Origin of the sequence: Nostoc sp. (assembly GCF_036918015.1) — a bacterium.
In the GTDB taxonomy this organism is placed as follows: Bacteria; Cyanobacteriota; Cyanobacteriia; order Cyanobacteriales; family Nostocaceae; genus Nostoc.
In genome coordinates this window covers 1-25,364 of the sequence record NZ_JBALEO010000011.1, presented here as the reverse complement: position 1 = coordinate 25,364, position 25,364 = coordinate 1, and the positions used below count along the sequence as shown (strand labels likewise).

17 protein-coding genes and 1 pseudogene are annotated in these 25,364 nt (G+C 41.7%); 6 read left to right on the top strand and 12 right to left on the bottom strand.

Annotated features, from left to right (window positions below):
* Positions 1-502: 502 nt before the first annotated feature.
* From V7K61_RS02940 to V7K61_RS02915, 6 genes are all read right to left on the bottom strand, one after another.
* Positions 503-2,785, bottom strand: a complete 2,283-nt coding sequence (locus tag V7K61_RS02940; protein WP_335050807.1) for an EAL domain-containing protein — start codon at positions 2,783-2,785, stop codon at positions 503-505.
* Positions 2,786-3,175: 390 nt separating this feature from the next.
* Positions 3,176-3,757, bottom strand: a complete 582-nt coding sequence (locus V7K61_RS02935) for a tetratricopeptide repeat protein (protein WP_335050806.1) — start codon at positions 3,755-3,757, stop codon at positions 3,176-3,178.
* Positions 3,758-4,193: 436 nt separating this feature from the next.
* Positions 4,194-4,499: a hypothetical protein gene (locus V7K61_RS02930; protein ID WP_094352832.1), complete on the bottom strand. Its 306-nt coding sequence runs from the start codon at positions 4,497-4,499 to the stop codon at positions 4,194-4,196.
* A gap of 286 nt (positions 4,500-4,785) precedes the next feature.
* Positions 4,786-7,005 carry a CHASE2 domain-containing protein gene (locus V7K61_RS02925; protein WP_335050805.1) on the bottom strand — a complete coding sequence of 740 codons (2,220 nt, stop codon included), beginning with the start codon at positions 7,003-7,005 and terminating at the stop codon, positions 4,786-4,788.
* 200 nt (positions 7,006-7,205) lie between these two features.
* Positions 7,206-7,955, bottom strand: coding sequence for a DUF928 domain-containing protein (locus V7K61_RS02920; protein ID WP_335050804.1), 750 nt, complete (start codon positions 7,953-7,955; stop codon positions 7,206-7,208).
* 258 nt (positions 7,956-8,213) lie between these two features.
* A complete protein-coding gene (locus V7K61_RS02915) occupies positions 8,214-8,891 on the bottom strand; it encodes a Mo-dependent nitrogenase C-terminal domain-containing protein (RefSeq protein ID WP_335050801.1) in 678 nt (225 codons plus the stop codon).
* A 552-nt stretch (positions 8,892-9,443) separates the two neighbouring features.
* On the opposite strand from V7K61_RS02915, the gene V7K61_RS02910 reads away from it, so the two are divergent.
* The 6 genes and pseudogenes from V7K61_RS02910 (at position 9,444) to V7K61_RS02885 (ending at position 14,197) form a co-directional block, all read left to right on the top strand.
* Entirely contained in the window at positions 9,444-10,544 is a 1,101-nt protein-coding gene (locus tag V7K61_RS02910; protein WP_335050799.1) for a glutamate-cysteine ligase family protein, read from the top strand.
* Positions 10,545-11,099: 555 nt separating this feature from the next.
* On the top strand, positions 11,100-11,456 hold the full coding sequence (locus tag V7K61_RS02905) for a hypothetical protein (protein WP_335050797.1): 357 nt from the start codon (positions 11,100-11,102) through the stop codon (positions 11,454-11,456).
* 692 nt (positions 11,457-12,148) lie between these two features.
* Positions 12,149-12,688, top strand: coding sequence for a Dps family protein (locus tag V7K61_RS02900; protein ID WP_335050795.1), 540 nt, complete (start codon positions 12,149-12,151; stop codon positions 12,686-12,688).
* 188 nt (positions 12,689-12,876) lie between these two features.
* Positions 12,877-13,329 (top strand): annotated as a pseudogene (locus V7K61_RS02895) (ChaB family protein); the annotation flags it as partial.
* A 360-nt stretch (positions 13,330-13,689) separates the two neighbouring features.
* Positions 13,690-13,923 (top strand): hypothetical protein, encoded by a 234-nt coding sequence (locus V7K61_RS02890; protein ID WP_335050793.1) that lies wholly within the window; start codon positions 13,690-13,692, stop codon positions 13,921-13,923.
* Positions 13,916-14,197, top strand: a complete 282-nt coding sequence (locus V7K61_RS02885) for a hypothetical protein (protein ID WP_335050791.1) — start codon at positions 13,916-13,918, stop codon at positions 14,195-14,197. Before V7K61_RS02890 ends, V7K61_RS02885 begins: the two co-directional genes overlap by 8 nt.
* A gap of 296 nt (positions 14,198-14,493) precedes the next feature.
* Here the strand turns inward: V7K61_RS02885 and V7K61_RS02880 are convergent, their stop codons facing one another.
* From V7K61_RS02880 to V7K61_RS02855, 6 genes are all read right to left on the bottom strand, one after another.
* Positions 14,494-15,711, bottom strand: coding sequence for a glycosyltransferase family 4 protein (locus V7K61_RS02880; protein ID WP_335050789.1), 1,218 nt, complete (start codon positions 15,709-15,711; stop codon positions 14,494-14,496).
* Between the two features lie 25 nt (positions 15,712-15,736).
* Positions 15,737-17,293 carry a hybrid sensor histidine kinase/response regulator gene (locus V7K61_RS02875; protein ID WP_335050787.1) on the bottom strand — a complete coding sequence of 519 codons (1,557 nt, stop codon included), beginning with the start codon at positions 17,291-17,293 and terminating at the stop codon, positions 15,737-15,739.
* A complete protein-coding gene (locus V7K61_RS02870; RefSeq protein ID WP_335050785.1) occupies positions 17,293-23,259 on the bottom strand; it encodes a hybrid sensor histidine kinase/response regulator in 5,967 nt (1,988 codons plus the stop codon). The genes V7K61_RS02875 and V7K61_RS02870 overlap by 1 nt, the downstream gene beginning before the upstream one ends.
* A 351-nt stretch (positions 23,260-23,610) precedes the next feature.
* Complete coding sequence (locus V7K61_RS02865; RefSeq protein ID WP_335050783.1) at positions 23,611-24,243, bottom strand: response regulator transcription factor; 633 nt, start codon at positions 24,241-24,243, stop codon at positions 23,611-23,613.
* Positions 24,240-25,076 (bottom strand): S1C family serine protease, encoded by an 837-nt coding sequence (locus V7K61_RS02860; RefSeq protein WP_335050781.1) that lies wholly within the window; start codon positions 25,074-25,076, stop codon positions 24,240-24,242. Before V7K61_RS02860 ends, V7K61_RS02865 begins: the two co-directional genes overlap by 4 nt.
* Before the next feature lie 55 nt (positions 25,077-25,131).
* Positions 25,132-25,364 (bottom strand): hypothetical protein (locus tag V7K61_RS02855; protein ID WP_335050779.1); only part of this gene is annotated, 233 nt, incomplete at its 5' end.

Sequence of the window (25,364 nt, the reverse complement as noted above, 5' to 3'; positions counted from 1 at the left end):
ATAGGAATCCGATTTGATTTCTGAAAAAATCTAAGTATATGTAGGGTGTGTTACCACGAAGTGTAACGCACCGTATTCTGGGCTTTGGTGCGGCGCTTGGCGACAACACACCCTACGTATTCGTTCAAAAATCAAATATGAATCCTATAGGAATCCGGTTTGATTCCTGAAATCACTTGGCTTAGTAGGCAATAGGCAATAGGCAAGAGGATTTCAGAAGATTTTGGTGTACCGAATTTTTTTCAAAAATCAAATATGAGTCCTATATCATGTCCGTATAATTAGTTATGATTTCCACAGTCATTGCACCCCTCCCCGCCTGCGGGGAACTCGGGGCCCCCTCTGGGGATTAGGGGCAGGGAGACAAAGCATAGCTTTGGCGGGGTGGGGTTCTTCAGGTTTAATAAGTAATCTAGCGGACATGATATGAATTGGTATTAAAGGTTTTTTCTTTCCCCTCGCCCCTTATCCCCAGCGGGGGCCCCACCTTCCCCTTTTCCCCTTAACCGACAAGTATTGACCCCAATGGGCGAGGCATTCCAATGCCATATCCCTGTGCGTAATCAATTCCTAGTGCCGTGATTCGCTCTAAAATTGCGTCATTCTCTACAAATTCAGCAATCGTCTTAATACCCATCACACTGCTAATGTGTGTGATTGCTGTCACGATCGCATTATCCACAGGATTCTCGATAATGTTACGAATAAAGCTCCCGTCAATTTTGAGGTAATCTACAGGCAGAGACTTGAGATAAGCAAACGACGACATCCCCACGCCAAAATCGTCTAACGCAAAGCGACAGCCCATCTGTTGAAGTGACTGAATGAACTTTCTGGCTTTGCTCAAGTTGGCGATCGCCACAGTCTCGGTAATTTCAAAGCAAATGCACTGGGGTGAGATGGAGTGTAGGGTAAACTGCTTATACAGAAAATCAATAAACTCATCATCGTTGATGCTAGAGCCAGAAAGGTTAATTGCATAAATGCTTTGTTTATCGCCAACAACCCTTATCCAATTCCTGAACAGAGTCTGAATTACCCATCGATCGATCAGGTGCATCAAGTCGTAACGTTCTGCTGCTGGAATAAACGTCATCGGCAGCACTAAATTTCCCTGCTCATCATGGAGCCGCAGCAGCACTTCATAATAGTCGCCGTTTTGAGCTACCGAAGTGATAGAGGCGATGCGTTGAACATAGAGACAAAACCAATCACTTTTCAAGGCATGAGAAATGCGGCTGGCCCACTGCATCTCCCCGCGCTGTTGCAGTCGCTCCTGGTCGTCAGTCTGAGCAACGTACACACGATTGCGCCCCCGGTTTTTGGCGGTATAGCAAGCTGCGTCAGCCATGCTGATAATCTCTGCAAGGCTCTCGCTATTCATGTCAATACCCACCAAGCCGATACTTGTTCCAATTGAGAATGCCTGCTCTTGCCAAATAAACCGAAACTCTTGAACACATTCAAGTAGATCGTTGGCAACTCGTAAAGCTTGCTCCGGCAGACACTGACTGAGCAATACGCCAAATTCATCGCCGCCTAACCGTGCCAGTGTGTCAGTTTTCCGAATCTTCTCCTGCAATAGGACAGTAATTTGACGCAGTAATTCGTCTCCAGCCAGATGACCACAGGTATCATTTACAATTTTGAAGTGATCGAGATCCAAATAGCACAACGCATGAACCTGGCAGTCTAATTTGGCAAAGCACAATGCTTGTTCAATCTGCTGCTCAAACTCGTGGCGATTCACCAATCCGGTTAAGGAATCATGACTTGCCTGCCAGGATAGCTGACGCGAAAGCTTGCGGTTCTGAGTCACGTCACGAAACACCATAACCGCGCCAATAATTTGTCCCTCACGATCGCGAATGGGCGCGGCTGAATCTTGAATCGCAATTTCTTGATTATTCCGATTAATTAAGACGGTATGGTTTGCTAAACTCACAGTTTGATTTTCCTTTAACGCTTGCTGAATTGGGTTCTCAACTGTCTCCCGTGTCGCTTCATGCACAATTCCAAAGACTTCTTCTAACAGCAACCCTTCTGCGGATATTTCACTACATCCAAGCAGAGATTTTGCAACCGGATTGAGGTATTTAATCCTGCCAAACGCATCTGTGGTCAGAACTGCATCTCCGATCGATTGCAACGTCACCTCGGCTAATTCTTTTTCTTGAAAAAGTGTTTCTTCAATTTGCTTGAATTCTGTGATATTGTATCCCACCGATTGAAATTCCAGAAAGCATCCTTGCTCGTCAAATATCATTCGGTTATGCCACTTAGTCCAACGCACCTCACCTGCCACAACCACGCGATTCTCAATAATCACAACAGGATTATCAGCACTAATTAAAGCTACAAATTCAGCAACTCGCTCCCGATCTGCCTCCAAGATAATCGGTTGATCGCCGCTGCCGAGCAGTTCCTCTGGCGATCGCCCAAAATAAAGCGCAAAAGCTTTGTTGAAAAACGTGAGTCTGCCGTCTGGTAAATATCGGGCAATCATTTCAGTCTGATCTTCTACAATGGCACGGTAGCAAATCTCGCTTTGTTTGCTCGCAATTTCTTCCTGCTTGAGTAAGCGATCGCATAGCGTCTTCAAGAGTTGCTCGTCGTAGACATCGCTGATTTCCCGCTCCAGTTTTCGGTTGGCTGCCGCCAGTCGTGCAGAACTGAAGAGAGTAAGTGCCTTTAGTATCAGCTCTCTCAACGCAATATCTGTGTACAGTGTTCTTAAAGCAGTAATGGCTTTGAGCCAACTACTTAGCCAATGTTTATAAGCCAATATCTTTGCCCAAAAAAAGTATGAAGAGAGAGGGCTGAACCTAATACTGCTCGGTTAAGGGAAAAAGGTGAAGGGGAAAGTGGGGCCCCCTCTGGGGATAAGGGGCGAGGGGCAATAAAAAACCTTTACCCCAAACCCAGTAACCTTTTCCCAAAACCCGATTCCGAATTAAAAATGCTTAACCGAGAAGTATTGGGGCTGAACCTGACTATACCGCTTGACTAGTACAACACGGTGGAAATAAACCAATCATTCCAAATCAACGAAACCCTTATGCTGTATTCATTTTTAACTTTTAACTTTTAACTTTTAATTCCGCCTTGCGGTACTAGTCCCCTGCATGGATTAGAAGTTTTCTCTATCTTTCCATTTCGGGAACTTCAGACTAAATTAACATTCTGGATAAGTCTCCAGGAGGTGTTTAAACACTGCTAAAGCTTGCAGATACAGCAGCTCGGCTTCGTCGTAGCGTCCTTGAAAATCATAAAGTGAAGCTAGGTTGTTCAGGCTGGTGACGATAGAAGGATGTTCTTCTCCCAGCAGCCGTTTTTTCTCTCCTAAAGCTTCCACTAATAACTCTTCCTCCTGGTCATAGCGTCCTTGAGAATAGTAGACTGCTAGGTTGTTCAGGCTGGCGACGATAGAAAGATGTTCTTGTCCCAGCAGCCGTTTTCTCTGTCCTAAAGCTTCCACTAACAACTCTTCTTCCTGGTCATAGCGTCCTTGAGAATAATAGACTGCTAGCTTTTTCAGGCTGGTGGTGACAAAACGATGTTTTTTTTTCAGCAGCCGTTTTTTCTGTTCTAAAGCTTCCACTAACAATTCTTCGGCTTGGTCATGGCGTCCTTGATAATAGTAGAGTCTTGCTAGCTCCTTTAGGCTGGTGGTGACAAAAGGATGTTTTACTTCCAGAAGCCGTTTTCTCTGTCCTAAAGCTTGCAGAAAAAGCACTCCTCGATTATGCTCGGTCATGGTCATAGCTTCCCTAATAATAGTAAGTAGACTGCTAGCTTCTTCAGGCTGGAGGCAAGAGAAGGATATTCTTCTCTGAAAGGGATTTGCAGCGTTGATAAATTTTGCTTATCCCAAACTGTTACGATCAGCGCTTAATTGACATAGCATACAGTTATCTACTTGCCCTTAAGGCCTATCATTGAGATGTATAATTTTGAGTATATAAAGTTTGAGTTAATTACAAATAGTTAAAAATCTTATAATACTTTAACTTTGTTTACGGTGGGCTAACTGCTATGTATCGTTCTATATAAGTAATAAAAGAAGAGATTAATTGTTTCTTCTTTTTCTTTCAACAGATAATATTTTATAAATCTTTAAAGCAGTAGTTGAAATAAAAATCCCTGCCACAGATAGTTGACAGGGATAGCAGTTTTGAGATATTGCTTGTCTCTTAGCTAACAAAATCTTTATGAGCAGCTACAAGCATCTGAGCCTGCCTTAAAACGTTTCCGAATAAATAAAAAGGAATCTGCCAAGCTGCAACGGTAACTTCTTTGACTATATCTTGTACACTAATTGCAATTAACTCATGCTCTGGCGGCTCTCCCTCAACAGTACCAGACCAAGTAAAAGCTAATAAGAAATCATCGTCTCCAGGCAAGGATGCAATCAAACATTCTTCTGGTGTTGGTTCGCAAATAATTCCATAATCATTTGCAAGTTCTACTAATCTTTGAAATTTGTTTCCGTTTGTCATTTGTCCTTGGATGTAATTGAATCTCAGTTTTAGAAGAAATCATATTTTTAACTCCAGAACTCAAGTGAGTTGCTTCATAGCAGAAATTACGAATTATTAATTATTCGTTGAAAATTATGAGTTATTGGAGTTGGATCGGGCTTAAGTTCAAAATCTTACCGCGATCGCCTGGTTCTATCAGCAACAATTGTTACTGTTTTAGAAAAAGCTAGACTACCTAATTTTTCGGTTTACTCTATTTACATACACCTCCCTTTGTTAACATTTCAAGATTTATGCCTTAATCTCACCCCAGATGACGCAGTGCATTGAGAATTGCGATCGCTTTTGGGGGAACTGCTGTAAACCGAAGCAGAAAAAGATGCTCATCAACATTAGACTGTTCGATCACCTTGGCATAGATATCTTCTTCTGTAGCCATTTCTGCTTCAATCAATAACTTGAGTTTGAGATTACTCAAGAGTTCTAAAGAATGTGGCGATCGCAGCTGCGCTCCTTTTTCTGAGAGGCTAATCAATTCCCCCATAAATACTGTTCCTACTGTATGTTTCCCCTGCAAAATGGAGTATTCTATAGGCACTTTTTGAGTGAGAACGATCGTTTCTTCATCATATTTAGGCAAGAATAAATTATATTTACCGCCAATGCCACGAATTTCACAAATTGTCACAGGGTATTTTATACCCTTGGGTTCTATTTGTAATTGCCCAGCAATTTGTAGGTCAATATTGGCATCCTTACAGGTATTTTCGGAAATTAAAATTTGTCCTCCCACTGTATAAGATTCAATTCGAGCAGCCAAATTAACATGACTGCCAATAACTGTATATTGAGCGCGCTTTTGAGAACCAACATTTCCCGCCACAGCCTCGCCTGTATTAATCCCAATTCCCATTTCCAGGATTGGGAAATTCATTTGCTGATTTTGTTTGTTCACTTGCTCCATTGCCAATTGCATGGCAATAGCACAAGCGATCGCTCGTTCAGAATCATCTTTGCGACTAATTGGCGCACCAAAAATCACAAAAATCCCATCACCCATAAACTCATTAATCGTGCCTTTATACTGGTTAATCACATCTGTCATTGTTCCCAAATAAAGATTCAAAATCTTTACTACTTCTTCTGGGGGCAATTGTTCGGAAATAGCCGAGAATCCTCTTAAATCAGACACGAGAACCGTAACTTTTCGGCGTTCTCCTCCTAGCTTTAACCCAGAAGGAGTTTCGAGGATATTGGCGACGATTTCATCAGTTAAATAGCGACCGAGGGTTTTTCGCATCTCGGTAGCACTTTGGGCAATATACTGAGTAAGTGCGATCGCAGAACCGACAAAAGCCAGCATTGAAGGGATAACGGGAATCCACCAACCAGCCAAAAACGCCAGAAAACTACCACCAATTAAACCGCCACCTGCCAACAAAACACTAACAGCCATGAGGGTTTTCTGGTGGCTACTGTGGCGTTGCAGCCAACACAAGCTAGCACCAATAATTGACCAGATCAAAATTAAGAGCCATTCTACTGGGTCAGGTAAACATTTGATCTGCGGACGACCTTCCATTGCCGCACTTAAAATTTGACTAATCAAATTAGCATGAATTGTTACACCCGCCATTCGTTCCGGGTCAGTCAAGACATTACTGCTATAAGGCGTATAAAATAAATCTTTCAAACTCTCAGCGGTAGCACCAATCAATACCACCTTATCTCGCATTAAATCTCGTGGGATGCGGTTTTCTTGCACTTCGGTAAGAGAGACTTTAGTAAACTGCTGTATCCGTCCTCGGTAATTCAACAGCACTTGATAACTCCCAGCATCGGCTCGGACATAACCCCCATCATTAGCTTCAAAAATTGGGAAAACACCCCGATTTAACTGCAAGTAATTAGAGTTAGTTGCTGATGGCTTGGCAGTAATACCTTCAGGTTTCAAGTACAACAATGCCAGTTTTAAGCCAAAGCTTTCCAGAATCCCGTCATTATTTAAATTTACGTACAATAATGCTCGCCGAATTTTGCCATCTCCATCTATGGGTAAATCATTCGACCCAATTTGATTAAGTTTCTTCAGTTCTGGAGATGAATCAACCGCCGAACTATCAATCGTGTCAGAGACTTTTTGGACTCCAATCAAATTAGGAGTAGATTTGAAAACCTTAAGTAAATCTTGATAACCGGGATTGACGGGTAAATCACGATAAATATCTAAACCAATCGCTCTAGGTTTTTGCTGTTTGATTTTCTCTAACAAACTAGCAAGTTTTCCATCAGGCATAGGCCATTGTCCCTGCTTGCGGACATCTGCCTCATTAATCTCAACTATGACAATGCGGGTATCAGCCGGCTCTTGTGGACGGAGGAGAAAAAATTGATCTAGTGCTGCCAATTCCAACAATTGCAGTAATCCAGTCAAGCGTATTGCAATCACCAGGGCTGTAATATTGGGAACAGCAAGTAAAACACCCCGCCATTGCCAGATGTGCGGTTTCAGCTTTGCCCACATAATATTTAGTGCTGAGTGCTGAGTGCTGAGTGCTGAGTTAGGAGTTAGGAGTTTGGAGTTTGGAGTTAGGAGTTTGGAGTTTGGAGTTTGGAGTTAGGAGTTTGGAGTTTGGAGTTTGGAGTTAGGAGTTTGGAGTTTGGAGTTTGGAGTTTGGAGTTTGGAGTTTTCCCAATGCCAAATACCCTTTTTTAATTTTGTGGTTAATTCTTAGATGTGCAACAATCAATCAATGGTTCGGAAGCGATCGCATTCAAACCTACAGACTTGAAAAATTGTCTCCAATCCAGCCTTGCTTTGAAATTATTTGGCTCAGTCTGGCGTAGCTGCACCAAACTAGTCAGCGCTTCATGCCAAATCCCAGCTTCTGCATAGATAGTAGGCAACTTGTACAAATTTGCCTTTGCTAACGCTTGCGACAAGGTTGCTGCTGGCTGAGTGCGTTCCACCCAACCATCTACAGTCGGATTTTCACTAGAGTCTTGAGTATTACAAGCAATTGTTAGATACCAATGATAAGTTTTACCTACAGCGAGTGCAGGGGCATTGTCAGGAAGTTTAAAGCTAATAATTCCCGGTTTATTTGGAAGTGTAAAAGAGGTTTCATAAAATATATTCTGGTCTTCAGTCAAGAGCAAAAACTTGGCTGTTTTGAGTTGAGATGGAGGTATATACCAGAAAAATGTTGGATGTTGAGCAAATGTCAGCCCTAATTTATCTGAGGGTATTAAGGGAGTTATTAGTTGTTTGCCTTTTAGGCAAGAGCTACCACGGGTAGAACCACCAGCACTTGCAGGAGGTTTTCCCCGCTGTGGTGGCTTAAATGTTTGACTAATTTGCCAAGTTTTATTGGCATGGTACGACTGAGCCTGTACCTGTGCTGTTAAAGCAGAAAGCAAATACAAAGGTAAGGAAAAGGGTACAAAATATAGAGATGGTTTAATCCCTTTCATATTGATAATGCCTGAGTTCTAGATTAGTCAGGTGAATAAATCAAGTATTCCCAAAAGCAGAGTCAGATTTTTCACTCAACTACAGAACTATTTATTGGGCATTGAGGATAAGAGGCAGAGGGGCAGAGGGGCGGAGGGGCGGAGGGGCAGAGGGGCGGAGGGGCAGAGGCGCAGAGGCGCAGAGGGGAAAATTTACTGTAACTTCTCCCCTGCTCCCCTGCTCCCCTGCTCCCCTGCTCCCCACTCCCCATTCCCTACTCAAATATATGGTGAAACATCTTCACCGCATTTATCTGCTAAATAGGAGAGGGCGCGGAAACGTAAGCCTACCAGTTGCTCATATAACGGGTTGATTTTACACATCGGTGGTATATGCACAATCTTGCGTCCAAATAGGGTGACATCCCGCTCAAAGGGACACTGGGCGGGAATCATTTTACACAAAAAGCGGGCTACTCTTGGGTCTTGGATATCTAGCCCATCGAGCCAGTCTTGCAGAGGGTGTAGGGCATTAATTTGACGCTTTGTCAACCCAGTGCTGGCAATAGTGGGGGTAATTTGCTGTGGGTGTTCCAGAGTATGGCGAAGGGCTTCGAGTAACTTCTCTGGCTGTTCCAAAGTTTGACAGAAATGTTGCAGAACCTCATCTTCGCTAGGAGAATAAGTACCATCTGCGATCGCTACCATTATCGCTGTCCTTAAGAAATTTTCTGCGGCTGGTGTACCTTTACCCAACGCTGCGGCTAATTCCTCTGGGGTAATTACCTCTAGTGAATCGAATTTAATCTTAGGAGCTAATTCCTTTTCGGTGATGCTGGCAATTAATTCCTGTTCTTGGTCATCAAAATTACCATCAGCCCAAGCAATAGTAAGCAGTCCACGCAACCAAGCGGCAATCTGTTCGCTGCTGTAGGGGGATTGAACGGTACTTGTCATAAACTCACGTCTCAAGCTTTCCTCAGTCACTACTACGCTACCCTAACCAGTGACTATGAAGATAGTAGAAGCAACACAGAAAAATAAATCAGAGAAGTTTTCAAATCGCAACAGTCGGTCTTAAGGTAAAATCCATTTGTACCGTTATTGAGAATTTTTATACTTAAAGTGAATTCGATTGGACTATCTCAAATATTTATAAGGTTCAAGACTGTGATTCGTGCTACAGAGTGATGGAGTTTTCTAAGTATGCGAACCTGCCAGCTAAATAGACTTGTCGCTTTTCTCTAATGAATCGTTTACTGATGTTACTTCCTTCTCTATGGGATTGCGATCGCTTGGCATTAGTTAAATGTAAGAATTCAGGAGTCAGAACTCAGGATTCAGAATAGTTAAAGAATCAGCAGAGCATTTGATGAATAAATATACCAATCATTCTAGATTCCTGATAAATTCTGACTCCTGACTCACCTCGACTACGCTCGGCGACCACCTGGGTGCTGAATTCTTACAGTTAAATTAGGTTAACTCTAAAAAATTAAGGTATATATAATGTTTTTCTTTGGCATTGAACATGAAGTTGCTTTCTTGAACAATGAGGGAAAGTTTGCTGATTTTTCACACACAAAATTTGCTGATTTCAATCAAATTATTGCAAGGCTACCTACATACCCCAGTGACTATCCTCAACTCCGCGTCGGCGATGCGGGTATTAAGATGAAGAGATGGTACATTGAGGGATTTGAAAGATTTGCGGATTCTGATGAAGTGATAGATTGTCATGTTAAAGGTATTGAAATTAGAACAACTATCCATTCTAATATTCAAGGCGCTATTACTGAATTATCAGAAAGTTTTGACTTGCTACGTAAGGTTGCCGCTGACTTTGGCTTATCACCAGTTTTGGTTAGTTTCAATCCCTACAATCCAGCTTTTGAGCCTCAACCCCCATTAAACAATTATGAAATCAAACAGTTAGAAGCTTATCCTGACGAACAAACTGCTAATATTCACATGGTATCTTATGGGCCAGATTTAAATATTTCAGTGGCAGATTTGTCAAATGAAGATGTGATTGATATTGGCAGAAAGTTAACTTATTACAGTCCCTATATCGTTCCTTTTAGTTATAGCTCTCCCTTTTATAATGGAGGTTTATGGGATGGACTATCGGTACGAACATTTATCAGAACTGGAAAAAGACCAGCTACTCTGGTTTTTGTTCAAAAAGAAGAACAACTGATTAATAGCATACCTGCCTTAACAAAAATCGCCCGCATTCCGGCGGAAGTGGGACGCATCGAATTTAAGGCTTGTGATAGCTGTGATGATTTTTTCATCTACGCAGCTTTGCTGACATTATTGAAAGGTTTGGTATTAGATAAAACCTTGCCAGGTAGAGCAACTGTACCCGATGCAGCCTTACACCAACTTTCCGCAAAAGAAGCATTTGACAACGAAGATATTTTTGAGAATGCCACAAAAGTCTTGCAAGCAGCCGAAGTTGCTTTGGGAAACGATCCAGATGTTCATTATTTGACACCATTAAAAGTGCTACTGGCAAAGCGAAAAACAAGATCCCATGAATTAATAGAAATGTTCCATCGGGTAAGTTCAATAGAAGAGGTAATAAGGCAGACTTATCAAGTTTAAAGAAAAGATTTATTTTTCTCCTTTTATGAAAGGGGATCGAGGAGAATCTGTATGTAAATTGCTACTTTACAAATGTCCTCTCAGGTGCATATTACTGAAAATCCTTGGAATTGGATAAAGTCGAGCTAACTGAACATAAATAGTAGAGCCATTACTCAGCCAAAACTAGATTAAGTCGATATACCTAGAGGCTGATTTTATTGCAACTAAAGATGCAGTAAACTTCATTCTAGAGATTGATGCAGACGTTAGCTTTTTCAAAGTAAAAGTGTAAATAGGGAACCTGAAACGAAGAATTTCAATTATGAAATCTAATGATTTTGTGAAATCTAATGATTTTGCTAAAGAATTAAGGTGGTATTTGCTTATTATCCCTTACTAATCCAATGCAGAAAGACAAAAGAAATTTCTTCGTCAGGTTCGTTTTTCAAGAACTTCTAAATTGAAGCGGAGCTTGCCAGTTTTATTTTTGCTTAAAATTGTTAAGTAAAGGTATATGCTTCGCTCTTTTAGTGTAAAGTTCTGCGTTGTTAAAGCTGTTATCGAGGATTTCAAATGAAGACAATTGCTTCTGTTTTATCTATTTTCCGTCCAGTACGTTTTCTAGTAGTGGCTTTTACTTGCGCCCTAGTATTATTCTCTAATGCTTTTCCTGCTTTTGCAATTGATAGTTACCAAAGTAACCCCACCGAAGGTACTACACAACTGCTTGACATTCAGCGCAAAACTGACGAAGCCGCTAAAGAACCACCAGCGGGATTGAAAAAGGTTCAAAAGGAGTCCAATAAAGGACTCAATGAGGTTCAAGGAGCGGCTGATATTGACAAGCAAAAGAGTCCTGAAAATTCTCAGGGTGCAACCTCAGTGGAAGAAAAAGCAAAGAATTTGTTGGAAAAAATTACAGGTAAGTAACAGAGTTAATACCTTAGTAATTTTTCATTAATAATGGGCGATTGCTTTTACGCGATCGCCCATTATTATTTATTCTATAGGAATCCGGTTTGATTTCTGAAAAAAATTAAGTATTTGTAGGGTGCGTTAGACTAAAGTCATAACGCAGCAAACCCTTGAAAATGGTGCGTTACGCTTCGCGATAACACACCCTACGTGTTGTTCAAAAATCAAATAGTAATCCTATAGTACAGCACGGCGGAAATAAGCCACCCATTTGAAATGTCTAAAACACTTACGTAATGGTAATTACGAATTACGAACTTGTACTGAGCGTAGCCGAAGTATTACGAATTACGAATTCCGCCAAGCTGTACTAGTAGGTTGGGTGGAGGCTTTGCGTAATCCAACATCCTGATATATGTTGGGTTGCGCTCCGCTCCACCCAAGCTACAATTTTTTTGCAATCATTTTAGCCATGACAGTCCATTACTTGACTACCGAGATTTTTTCAGAAATCAAAAATGATTCCTATATATAGCTAATTGATATTGATAAATTATCTATCGACAGAATAGTACTACCTATTAAGGCATAGGTATAACTATGTAATGTAAGAATTAATCTAAACTCATAATATTTCCTTTGGTTGATGTGAATTATGTGGAAAATTTGGCAAATTAATAGATAAGTTTGCTTAGGGATGGAAAATAATGCGTGCGATAAACATTGGTTTGACCGAAGAACAGCGTGAAGGTGTAATTAATCTGTTGAATCAAGATTTGGCAGATGCCTATTTACTGTTGGTGAAAACCAAAAAGTACCACTGGGATGTCGTTGGCCCTCAGTTCCGCTCTTTGCACCAGCTTTGGGAAGAACACTACCAAACGCTGACTCTAAATATTGATGCTTTGGCAGAGCGGACTCGTGCTTTGGGTGGTTATCCAGTTGGCACATTGGAGGGATTTCTCAAGCTTGCTACCCTCAAGGAACACGCTGGTAATGTTCCCACTGCAACAGGAATGGTAGCTAATTTAGTGGACGATCACGAGCAGGTTATTCGTAATTTGAGAGACCATGTGGATCAGTCTGGTGAAAAGTTCCACGATCAGGGAACTGCTGACTTTTTAACTGGACTACTCGAACAGCATGAAGAGATAGCTTGGATGCTGCGTTCATTTATTGAAGGCGAGGCAATAGACTCAGATGGTAGAAAGCCAGCAGCAGGGGCTAAGACTCCCGTAGGTGTATAGCTGATAACCTCTGAATTGAGGATGACTATCTCTGAAACTAGTTAAAAGCAGGAATCAACCCTGCTTTTAAGTGGTGTGATATCATCATGTCCGCATAATTAGTTATGCTAACCACAGTCATTACACCCCACCCCCAACCCCTCCCCGCAAGCCGGGGAGGGGAGACAAAGCGTAGCTTTGGCGGGGTGGGGTTCATCGCAGGTAGTGCAAGTGCCGATCTAGTATCAGTTCTGACTACTTTGGGGATGCCAGAAGATAAAGCGGCTATCTACCAAACTCGCTTACAAGCTGGCGAATTTTTCGTGATGGCAGAAGTGTCGAGCGATCGCACTGGCGAGTTTCAATTACTGCTCGAAAGTGCTGGTGGCGAAGAAATTCACACGATTGAGAAAACTCTGGCTCGTTCTTGTTCTGGACAGTGCAACAGTCCAGCAGACTTGTCGCCTGAAGTTCGCGCTCATCTTTCCGATCAAGCTCAGAGTACATTTATTGAGCGCTATAATGCTGTACTCAATGAAACAAGTGACGAGTTCACCTTTATTCCTTCTTCCCAGTCCCCAGTCCCCAGTCCCCAGTCCCCAGTCCCCAGTCCCCAGTCCCTTACCTCTACGAGTGATTCAGAAATCAAAGACGCTCGATAGCGCAGCGTTAGCGACGCAGGAGCGTCTGACTCGCTACCGCTTCGCTATCGGATTGCTATATCAGGGATTTATAACAAATAAATTATTCAATATTGTGGGGTAGGCTTTTCGGCTTACCCCACAAAAGTAAGTATATTGGCAATAATATTGAAATATTTGTACATTTTATACGTATTATGACAGGCGATCGCACTTAGATAGAAATTGCCTACTCTGGGACTAGTTTGCATAACTTTGGGTACATTACCGCAAATGCGCTGATACTTTAATTTCCCCTCTTCATAAATTCCGCAAAAACACCGTTACGCTATTTGTGTTTGCGATCAAAACTTAGAGCATCCAGTTTATTAGGGCGGATTTATGACCAACCCTGTAAAGACGGTTATCCAAGTCAATCTGGAGATGGCTCTAGAAGTAGCTCAAGAATTGGAGCAAGCTCCATACACTCAACTCGGTGCTTATTGTTTGGAAATTTTACGGGAAATCGGATGTGCTGGTACTGAACTCCCTGTTAACTTACAAACTCGCGAGCAGCAGCTAAACTTCATTACAGGCTTTGCATCTTATGCTTTTGGGGAGGTACAAAGTGTATAAAGCATTAATCGATGATATATTTTCTGATTCAGAAGATACAGAAGAAACTACTTTTCCTGCTACAGATGAAGATTTATTAATCTTAACAGAAAAATTTTTAGGGTTTGAAATTCCCTCAAAGGTTTTCTTACAAGCTATAGCCATTGCTGATTACGACGGTGCAGCTGCTTTTCGCTACGTTGATAATTATTTGATTACTCTCAAGATTAAGAATAAGCGTAAGCAGAAGAAATTACTTGTGTTAGGTTGTTCGACTAGATTTGACAATAATTGATGTGCTGATTCATGAACTAACTAAAAACCAATACGATTTAGATAAGATCATTTGTACGACCGATGTAGAGACGTTGTATTGCAACGTCTCTACACATATTTATCCCACAGAGACAAGAAAGAACAATTATAAATTATCTAGAGTTAGTAATGAGATATTTTTGAAGACAAGCATTTTTAATATGTGCTAATTACGAATTACGTTAGCGTAGCGGGGCGTTCGCTTTTAGCGTCTGTCTGCGACACGCTGCGCGAACGTAGAGAAGCCCATTACGAATTACGAATTACGAATTAGTATTACTCTTTCCCAAAACAAACTTGTTCATAGCTTTTACCGGCAATATCCCAAGTGAATTCTTTTTCTACCAGTTCTCTGCCATTGTGAGACAATTCTGAACGCAGATGTGGACGATCGAATAGTTGACTAATAGCGGTGACGTACTCTGATGGTTTATTGGCTCGTAATGCCCGTAATGGATGACTAGCAACATCTACAGCTAATCCCTCTAAGCCGCGATCGCTGGCTACTACAGGTATACCAGCTGCCATTGCCTCTAAAGTTTTATTTTTAATACCAAACCCAGTCCGCATCGGTACAACGCAGATGGTGGCTTGATGTAAATATTCTGCCATCGAAGGTACACGCCCCAGCACATTAATTCCTGGTTTTTTATCAAGTGCTAAAACTTCTGCCACTGGGTGAGAACCGACAATATCGAAAGTTGTATCGGGATAGAATTTTTGAATTTCTGGCAAGACTTCGTTGCTGAAAAAACAGACAGAATCAATATTTGCTAAATTATCCATTGCACCAATAAAAATTAGGCGATGTCCTCCGGGATCGGTGGTACGGTTAGGGAAAGAAACTAAATCTACGCCATTGGGAATAACTGTAATTTCACTATTGGGGTTAAATTGTTGTAGTTGAATTTTATCTTCTTCTGTTGTCGCCACAATTGCCGAAAATTTAGCGCAGTAGTTTTGCTCATAACGCCGCAAAAGTGGCAGATTAATTTTGTCTCGGAGTGAATTTTCGGAAATGCCTGTTGCTAATTGGTTCTGACAGCTAGCGTAAACAGAACTATGAACATTAACGATGGTTTTTAGCTGTTTCTGAAAATGTGGCTGCACATAAATTTCATTGACGCTATGTTCGCAGGTAATAACATCACATTTTCCCGCTTCCACCCAGTTATTAACCCATGTTTGCATCTCAACTGAGTAGCGGTTAAGTACACTTGGCGGTGTTCCCTGCTGCAAAAATCTGCCAAATCGCTGTATTTTCTTGAATATTCCGGTGGTTCGAGAATCTGGCGGGCGTTCAAAAATAACTAGACGATCTACACAATCGCGTAATCCTGCTACTTCTGCGTCTGTAACATCACTCTCGCGTTGAGTCGCGAGGGTGACAGTATGACGTTGACTTAAGTACTTAAGTAAATTAAATGTTCTAACTTGGGTGCCTCCGCGCGTTGGTGGGTAGGGAAAGGTAGAAGATAGCATTAAAATGTTCATATAAGCGTTTTCAAAAGTTTTTGGTTTAGGCAAAATAGGACGGTGCAGCCACAGTCAATTCTAAAGGGTGCGATGCCTCCGGCGGGCGGTTACGCCATCGCATCGGAATTTTAATCATAAACTCTGTTCCCTGTGCGGGTGCTGAGATACACGTTATTTGACCACCATGTTTGGAGACAATAATTTCCTGGCTAATCGACAAGCCTAAACCCGTACCTCTACCTAAGGGTTTTGTCGTAAAGAAGGGGTCAAATAGGCGATCGCGTACTTCCTCTGTTATACCGGGGCCAGTATCCCTAATCCTAATAGTCACAAACTCATTGTCAGTTACTTCAGTACAAATCCAAATTGTGCTGCGGCAAAAGTAAATTTCTTGGGGCGATCGCTCTTTATCGTACTCCTCTAAAGCATCAATTGCATTCGCCAGTAGATTCATAAACACTTGGTTGAGTTGTCCTGCATAACACTCCACAAGCGGTAGGTCGCCATAGTCTTTAACGAGTTGAATACCTAGTTGGTTAGAACTGGCTTTAAACCGATTGTGCAAAATCAGCAGCGTGCTATCTAGCCCAGCGTGAATATCCACCGGCTTCATTTGGGCTTCATCCACGTGTGAAAAAATCCGTAACGACTGAATGATTTCGCGGATGCGGTCAGCCCCAACCTTCATCGAACTCAGCAATTTAGGTAGGTCTTCACTGAGAAATTCTAAATCTATCGCCTCAGCCAGTTGTTGAATTTCAGGTAGCGGTGAGGGAGTGTACTTAGCATAGAGGTTCAAGAGGTCGAGCAAGCCTTGGGTATATTCATAGGCGTGAATCAAATTCCCATAGATAAAGTTGACAGGATTGTTAATCTCATGGGCGACACCCGCCACCAATTGTCCCAGACTGGACATTTTTTCACTATGAACCAGTTGGCTTTGAGTTTCTTGAAGTTGGCGAAAGGCAAGTTCTAGCCGATTGGCTTGTTCTCGATAGCGTGCTTCTGATTCTTGCAATGCTTGTTCTGTACAAATACGCTCTTGGATTTCCTGTTGCAGCAGCTGATTAGATTCTCCAAGTGCAGCCGTTCTTTCTTCCACCCGTTCTTCTAACTCAGACGTGAGTTTTAACAGGGCGTTCTCTGCCTTAGCTCGCTCTTGAATCTCCTGCTCTAGATGCACATTTTGCTCTTGCAGTCTTTTAGTCAGATTTCGGATGCTTAAATGGATTTTTACACGGGCTAAAACCTCTTCATGCTGAAGCGGCTTAGTGATGTAATCCACCGCCCCAAGACTCAACCCTCTGACCTTATCCACCGTCTCAGAAAGCGCCGTCATAAAGATTACGGGGATCTCTTTAGTCGATTCTTGAGCTTTCAAATGCTGGCAAGTTTCAAACCCATCCATACCAGGCATGAGTACATCTAACAAAATTAGATCGGGGAGAGCATATTCGACCTGTTCAATTGCATCTTCGCCATCCTGCGCCACCAACACTTGGAAGCCAGAATCAGCCAAGAAATCGAATAATACTCCTAAATTTGTCGGGTTGTCATCAACGATTAAGATAATGCCATTTTCGATGTTTAAAATACTCATTAATTTACCCCTACATTTTTTAAAACTTCACGAATTTTTTTAACTTGAAAACCTTTAGCTAATTGACGCAACTCTAAAGAAAAAGGTGCATATTTAACATCCAATTCCTCTAAGTCAGTAACTCGCTCCACAATCCCTTTGAGATCGCCTTTCATTGCTAAATTCAATAAAGTGGCTATTTCGTCTGCTGAGGGAGCTACTAATGATTGCTGAGAATTTTCTGCTTGATTACCTTTAGATACTTGAGTTTCCCCATCATCATAAATCCATTCCAGTTCTAAGTGATACCGTAACTTTTCTAAAAGTTCTGTGATGCGGATGGGCTTAGGTAGAAAATCATTGCAACCTGCCTCTCTACTTTTGTTGAGATCGAAATCAAAAACGCTGGCAGAAGTGCCAATTATTATTACATTCTTTAGTTCAGGCGATCGCCTAATGCGACGTGTAGTTTCAAAGCCATTCATTTGAGGCATCATCAAGTCCATTAAAATACAATCTGGATTTAATTCAAATGCCTTATTGAGACAATCTTGACCATCTACTGCTTCGATCATTTCAAATTCTAAAGGCGATAGCATCTTAACCAAAATTGCCCGATTTTCTGGTCTGTCATCTGCCACGATAATTTTCCGCTTCTCGCCTTTAAAACTTTGGATATTTCGTTGCTCTTTTTTGATAACATCAGCGTATTTAGAAACTTCGGGCAAATCTAAATCAAAGAAGAAAACGCTCCCTTTTCCTAAGTTACTCTTTACCTGGATTTCGCCACCCATCATCTGAACTAATTGGCGAGTAATTGCCAGTCCCAATCCCGTTCCTTCTGCTTTGTGATTGTGATCTCCTACCTGCTGGAACGGCAAAAATATCTCTTCTAATTGTTCTGGTGCCATGCCAATTCCTGTATCTTCCACTTGAAACCGAATTTTACCTTCCTGATAGCCGACTTTGAAAGCCACACCTCCAGTTTCAGTAAACTTAACGGCATTACCAAGTAAGTTAATCAAAGCTTGCCGCAACCGTTTTTCATCAGCTTTGACACCTATAGGAAGTTGAGTAATCTGTTCAAAAATTAAGCAAATACCTTTTTGTTCGGCACGGATACGGCAGATTTCGGCAATGCCTTCGAGAAATTCTGGAAAATGAAAATCTGTTAGGTGGAGTTCCATTTTTCTCGCTTCAATTTTAGAGAGGTCTAAAATGTCATTGATCAGGTTTAAGAGATGGTCGCCACACTGATGAATAATGCCTATACTATCTTTTTGTGAGTTAGTTAAACTTTTGTCTCGTTTAAGGATTTGGGCGTAACCCAAAATGCCATTAAGTGGTGTTCTCAGTTCATGGCTCATGTTGGCAAGAAAATCGCTTTTAGCACGGTTGGCTGATTGGGCGATTTCTTCTGCTTTTTGCAGATGCACATTTTTTTCTTGTAACTCTAAAGTTCGCTCTTGTACTTTAGCTTCTAAACCAGTGTTGGCTAATTTTAAGTCTTTATAAAGACGAGCATTTTCAATGGAAATCGCCGCTTGAGAGGATAACAGTTGTAATACTTTTAAGCGATCTGATGTAAATGCACCAATGGTGAGATTATTTTCTAAATAAAGGATGCCACTAAGTTTTCCTTGATGGATAAGCGGTGTACATAAAACCGATTTGGGTTGATGGGTGGCGATGTATGTATCTGTGGTAAATGTTCCTTCACGAGTTGCATTGCTAAGGACAACATTTTCTTTAGTTCGGGCTACATAGTTAATCAGTGAAATTGGTAGCTGCTGACTGGTTGATACTGCAATTCCTTGTAGCACAGTTACATCGTTTTTGTCTACTGCTCCTGATGCTTCTATTAGCAAGTCTCCTGATTTTTCTAAAATTAGGTAGCCTGTTTGAGCGCCAGCATTCTCTAGTACAATTGTCATTAATTTAGTTAACAACTTGCCCAAAACTATTTCACCAGAAAGGGCTTGAGATGCTTTCATAACTGTGGCTAAATCCAGCGAGTCTGAAGCATTTTCATCCGTAGAGCTAATTATCCGAGTTACGTCCGTACTAACTGTTTCTCGCTTTGATATCCGAAATAGCTGAGGATATCTTTTTTCCAAGTCTTTGACTTTTGCATTCGCTCCCCAGCAACTATATCCATAGTAGGCATCGTTGAGATAAGTATTAGCAACTTTCTCTCTGCCACAAGCAAAATAGAACTCTGCTGCTAGTTCCGAGGCTAGGGCTTCTTCTTGAATATATCCATGTTCTCTGGCTCCAGTTATTGCTCGATCGTAAAACGCGATCGCTTTGGCATCTTGTTGCAATACTCGTGCTTTTTCTGCTTCCACGAGATCGTATTTATGCTGATAGTTGGCAGGAGAATGCAACGCCCATTGCTTCATTTTTTTCTGCTGCGCTATCACTTGGCTGAAATATTGTTGGCGATTGCTTTTGGATGCACTGGGATACAAAGCTAGGAGAGTCAGAGAGGAGTAGAACTTATGTTCGGCTCTGTACATCAACCCTCGTCCACCTTGTTCGTATTTTTCTGCCAGCAAGGCATCCTCAGCAGCGCGATCGTAATTTTTAAATAAATAACCCAGAATCAGTTTAGAAACATAGATCGGATAAATAGCCATATAATTACTACTATTTATCAGAATTGGCAACATTTTATTTTCATCAAAACTTTCGCCAATTAATCGATATGGCTCCGCCGTCTTTTTAATTAAATTCAAACCAGTTTGTCGGACTATCTGAGCATAGATAATTTGAAATTCTTGTTTGGTTCTTTGCATTAAAGCAATATAATGCGCCTGTTTTTGGAGAACTATTTCTAGATTTTCACCGATAAAAAACAGATGCGTACAATAAAAACAAGCCGAATAAGAAGCATATTCTAAATCTCCTGTTTCTAGCCCTCTTTGGACACCCTCAATTAACGGTTCTATAGTATTAATAGCTGGTTCTTTCCAATGCCTGATAAAATAATTAAATGTTTCATAGATTTTCGCCGTCATTTCCTTAGCATTGAATTGATTTAACAGCTTTAAGCCTAGCTGACCGAATTGATAACCAGAATCCATGTCTTCAAAAGCGCCACATAGTAGCATTCCATAAAGTGCATAGGTATAAGCTGACAGTGGAGAGTTCCCATATTTGAGACAGAGATTGGTCATTTTAAAAACGACCTGGGGATAAAGTTCGGGAGCTGCAATATAAACCGGAGGAATCAGATTGCTCAAGACTCGCAGTGCAGCTAATTTATAAACATCAGTCATTTCTGGCAATTCTGTTAAATCCTCAATTCGTTTCCCTCCTAAATTCAATCTAGTCAATCTCATTGGAGGTTTTTCTGATAAAGGCAACCCTAGCATTTTTAGTACTTGCAGTCCGGTATTTAACGCAGCTTGCATTTGGTTTTTAGCAATATAAAACTGCATTTTTGTCTCATATACCTGGACTCGATCGAGCAGGTTTTTTGCTTGTGACAAAACTACATCAGAAAGTATTTCTGCTCGCTCGAAGTTAGTGTTGAGAAATTCTACTGCTGCTGTTTCTACATAGAGATTGAGTGTCATGTCATACTGACACTGCCAACTATCTGCTGCAAGAAGTTCCAAACCGACATTTAAATATTTAACAGATGATTCATACGCTGTTGCTGCTTTTGCTTTCTGTCCAGCTATAAGGTTGAGTTGAGCCAGTCTATCTTTTTGAGGTTGTTGGGTAATGAATTCAGCACCAACATTCAGTTGGTTGACAATTTCAAAAATGTTTTCTTCAATGTCCGTTTCCGAGGTATGTATTAGTAGCAACTCACCGATTTTTAGGTGAGTCTGTTTTTTCTGGTCATCTGGAATGAGAGAATAAGACGCTTGCTGTACCCGGTCGTGTAAGAACTTATAGGTAATGGGTGATAGGGGCTGGTTAATGGGCGATCGCCTATTCTCAGTCTCCATTTGTTCTGAGTCAAAAACGAGCGGTGTTTTGTAGGAATTGTTGAGAGGTAAAACTAAACCTGATTGCAGAGCTTCCCACAAATCGGCTGCTGTTTCTGACTGAGATGTTTTATTAATAATCGCTAACATATCTAAAGTAAATTTGTCTCCAATACAGGCGGCAAACTTTAATACATTCTGTGTTTTCTCAGATAGCTTTTGAATTTGGCTGACCATCAATTCAACGACATTATCAGTTATATTAACTCCTTGAAGAAACTCAATATTCCATTGCCAAAAACCGCGCTCAAAGTCAAATGATAACAAGTTATCCTGATAAAGAGATTTGAGTAACTGAGTTAAGAAAAAGGGGTTGCCTTGGGTTTTTGTAAAAACTAACTCAGCTAGCGGCTTTACTTTTAAAATCTCACTACGAAGAGTATCGGCTACTAACTGGTTGATGTGAGGGATATCCAAAAGCTGGAGGATAATGTTATTGACGATCGCACCAGTCTTTTGAATCTCCTCCAAGGTCTGAATCAAGGGATGAGTGGGACTTACTTCGTTATCTCGATATGCACCAATTAGCAATAGATACTGGCTATCTGGGTCGGTTATAATTAACTGGATAAGCTTGAGGGAAGCTGAATCTGCCCACTGTAAATCATCCAGAAACAAAACTAACGGGTGTTCGGGTTGACTAAATACATGAATGAATTGTTGAAACACCCGATTAAATCGGTTTTGTGATTCTGACGATCCTAATTGAGGAACTACTAGCTGCGGGCCAATAATCCGTTCTAATTCGGGAATAACGTCTATAATCACTTGAGCATTGTCGCCAATAGCATTTATTAGTTTTGATTTCCAAACGGCTATTTGGTCATCGGTTTCTGTTAGTAATTGCCGCATCAAATCTTGGAATGCTTGAATTAGAGAAGCAAAAGGAATATTCCGCTTGAACTGGTCAAATTTACCGGAGATAAAATAACCCCGCTGGCGCACAATCGGTTTGTGAACTTCGGCAACTAAGCATGATTTACCGATGCCTGAGTAACCAGAAACTAACATCATTTCTGTAGTACCAGAACTGACGCGATCGAATGCTTCTAACAAAGTAGCAACTTCTGTTTCCCGTCCGTAGAGTTTTTGCGGGATGGAAAATTGGCTGTATGAATCTAGTTGACCGACAATAAAGTGGGAAATCTCGCCATCCGTCTGCAACTGAGTCAGACAGGTTTCTAAATCGGCTTTTAGTCCGAGAGAACTTTGATATCTATCTTCAGCGGTTTTAGCTAACAATTTCATGACAATATCAGAAACCGCTGAAGGAATTTTGGGATTGAACTCTTGAGGCGTTATTGGTGTTTTGGCAATATGGCAATGAACAAATTCCAGAGAGTCAGCGGCATTAAAAGGCAGCGAACCTGTCAGCATTTCATAAAAGGTAACGCCTAAAGAATAGAAGTCGGTACGGTAATCAATTGACCGATTCATTCGTCCGGTTTGCTCCGGTGACATATAGGCGAGAGTGCCTTCTAATAAATTAGGATTGCTAATGCTTTGATTTTCTTTTTCTAACCGCGATGCAATACTGAAGTCGATAATTTTAACTTGCCCGGTTTTTGGGTTAATAACGATATTGTCAGGTTTAATATCTTTATGAATAATCTTGGCTTGATGCAGTTGAGTGAGAGTGGATGCTAGCTGAATGGCGATTGTGAGAAATTCGGTTAGTGATAATTGGCGATCGCTAATATACTTTTTTAGAGATTCTGCACCAAAGTCTGCCAAAATTAGGGCTAAACCGTTATGATGATTTTCTAACGCTAGAGACTTGACAATTCCTTCTATATCTACTAGCGTCTGTGAGATTTTATATTCATGTCTGAGTCGGGTTAGTTCTTCGAGGCTGGGATACTCAGCTTTCAGGGCTTTAACGATCGCAAGGCTTTGATCTGACTGCTTAGAAGCGCGATAAATAACGGTATTCACACCTTCATGCAGAGCTTCAATAAAGTTGTAACCGGGAAGGATAGGTATCATTTTTCTAGGGCTGAGTAGTACGATGAACTGGGCATGATGCTAATGAACGTTATCCACAACTGTCAAATAAAAGGACAATCAGGTGCTTTCTTTAGCATTCCCAGCCAGCCCAATATTTCTCTAAGGCTAAATAAAGCTCAACATTTGGAAATATAGTTATTGGTCTTTCAAGACGCGATAAATCGCGTCTCTACATGAGGGTTTTGTCGCCCATTCTGAACTGTATAGACACTGCGCTCTCTGCTTTTCGGTCAGAATAGGGAACCAGTCAGAGCAAGGGCTGTATCTTTTCTTAGTGCCATTCCCCTTTACCCCTTACCCTTTTCCCCACAATGCCAAAAAGTTTAAAGATCAAAGCATAATCAAACCCAGTCGCACACCCACAGCAACAGCCTCGGTGCGGCTAGAGACACTGAGCTTTTGAAAAATGGATGAGAGATGAAATTTGACGGTATGCTCAGAAATATGCAGGCGTTTAGCGATCGCTTTATTTCCCAATCCTGACCCAAGCATTCCTAAAACCTCTATCTCCCGTGGTGTCAAGCTTTGTACAGGATTCGTTACTACTTTTTCGCGGATAGAGAGTAATTCTACAGCATCCGGGTGCAGCACCAGTAAACCAAAAGCGATCGCTTCCACAGCCGCAACAATTTCTGACTCTGTACTAGTACTGGGCAATATTCCCCGGATACCAGAACGTAACGCTGTCTCTAAGTCGATGCTGTCGAGTTCTTCAACAATGACGATTATTCCTAATGGATATTGCTGTTCTTGAATAACCAACAATTTTTCCCACACCGCTTGTTGAAAATTACCGCTCAAATCTACCAGCACCACATCCGGCTGTAATTGCCCAACTTCACTCGCCAATACATCCAAATCAGATGCACTCCCCACAACCGTCAACCGAGGATTGGTTGTCACCACAGCTGATAACCCTGCCCGCACCACAGGGGAAGTAGCAACCACCATCACCCGGATCATGTCGCCTCCACAGCAGTTTTATCGGACTGCACAGCAACATAAATCACGAATTGCTTCCCACCCCGTAGGAGTTGTAGCGGCACAGATCCTTTACTTTCATGGAGATATTTAGTTAAGTCATTCATGCTAGTGAATAATCGCCCCGAAACTCCAATTAAAACATCGCCGATTTGCACACCAGCATTTTCTGCCGCACTGTTAGGTAGAATTGACAACACCAATAAACCCAAGCTACGCCTACTTAAAAGCACAGGTTGCAGTGTAACTCCCAGCTGCGGACGACTATTTCCCTGTAAAAAACGCTCAACGGTGTTGCTGGGAACTGCCACAGCCAAACCATTAACAATCATGGTGTTAATTCCCACAACTCTACCGAGACAATCGGCAAGTGGCCCCCCAGAGTTTCCAGGATACAGCTGCAAATCAGCCATAACTGCTCGTGGATTATTTGCATAGATAATTCCAGTTGTCACAGCGCCACTGTCAGCAAAGGGATTACCCACCGCTAAGACTAATTCACCCACACGTAGCGCTTCAGAATTGCCGATAGTTGCAGCAGTTAAATCAGTGGCAACAATTTTCAGGGCTGCTAAATCCTGCTGTGGATCGAATTGGGTACGCACCGCATCAAATACTCTTCCGTCTGCCAATTCCACAGTTGCGCGATTGCTAGTTGCCACATGGGCATTAGTGATAATTAGTCCGTCAGGTTGCCAAATTACACCAGAACCGACTCCCAAAGAGCCGCTTTTTACTTTGACAGTGCGATCGCGTAGTTTAGCAGCGACTTCTGTCAGTTCCGCAGCGACGTTAGTTAATGTTGTGTTTGCCATGTTATGTCATGTTTGGGTAATTAGTTATGATTCCATAGTCATTGCACCCCACCCCTTAATCCCCTCCCCGCCTGCGGGGAGGGGAGACAAAGCGCAGCTTTGGCGGGGTGGGGTTCTTCGGGTTTAATAAGTAATCAAGTAGCTCAACGTCCGAGCAAAAAGGTGCAACTTCCGAGTTCAAAGGCTCAACGTTCGAGCAAAAAGGTGCAACTTCCGAGTTCAAAGGCTCAACGTCCGAGCAAAAAGGTGCAACTTCCGAGTTCAAAGGCTCAACGTCCGAGCAAAAAG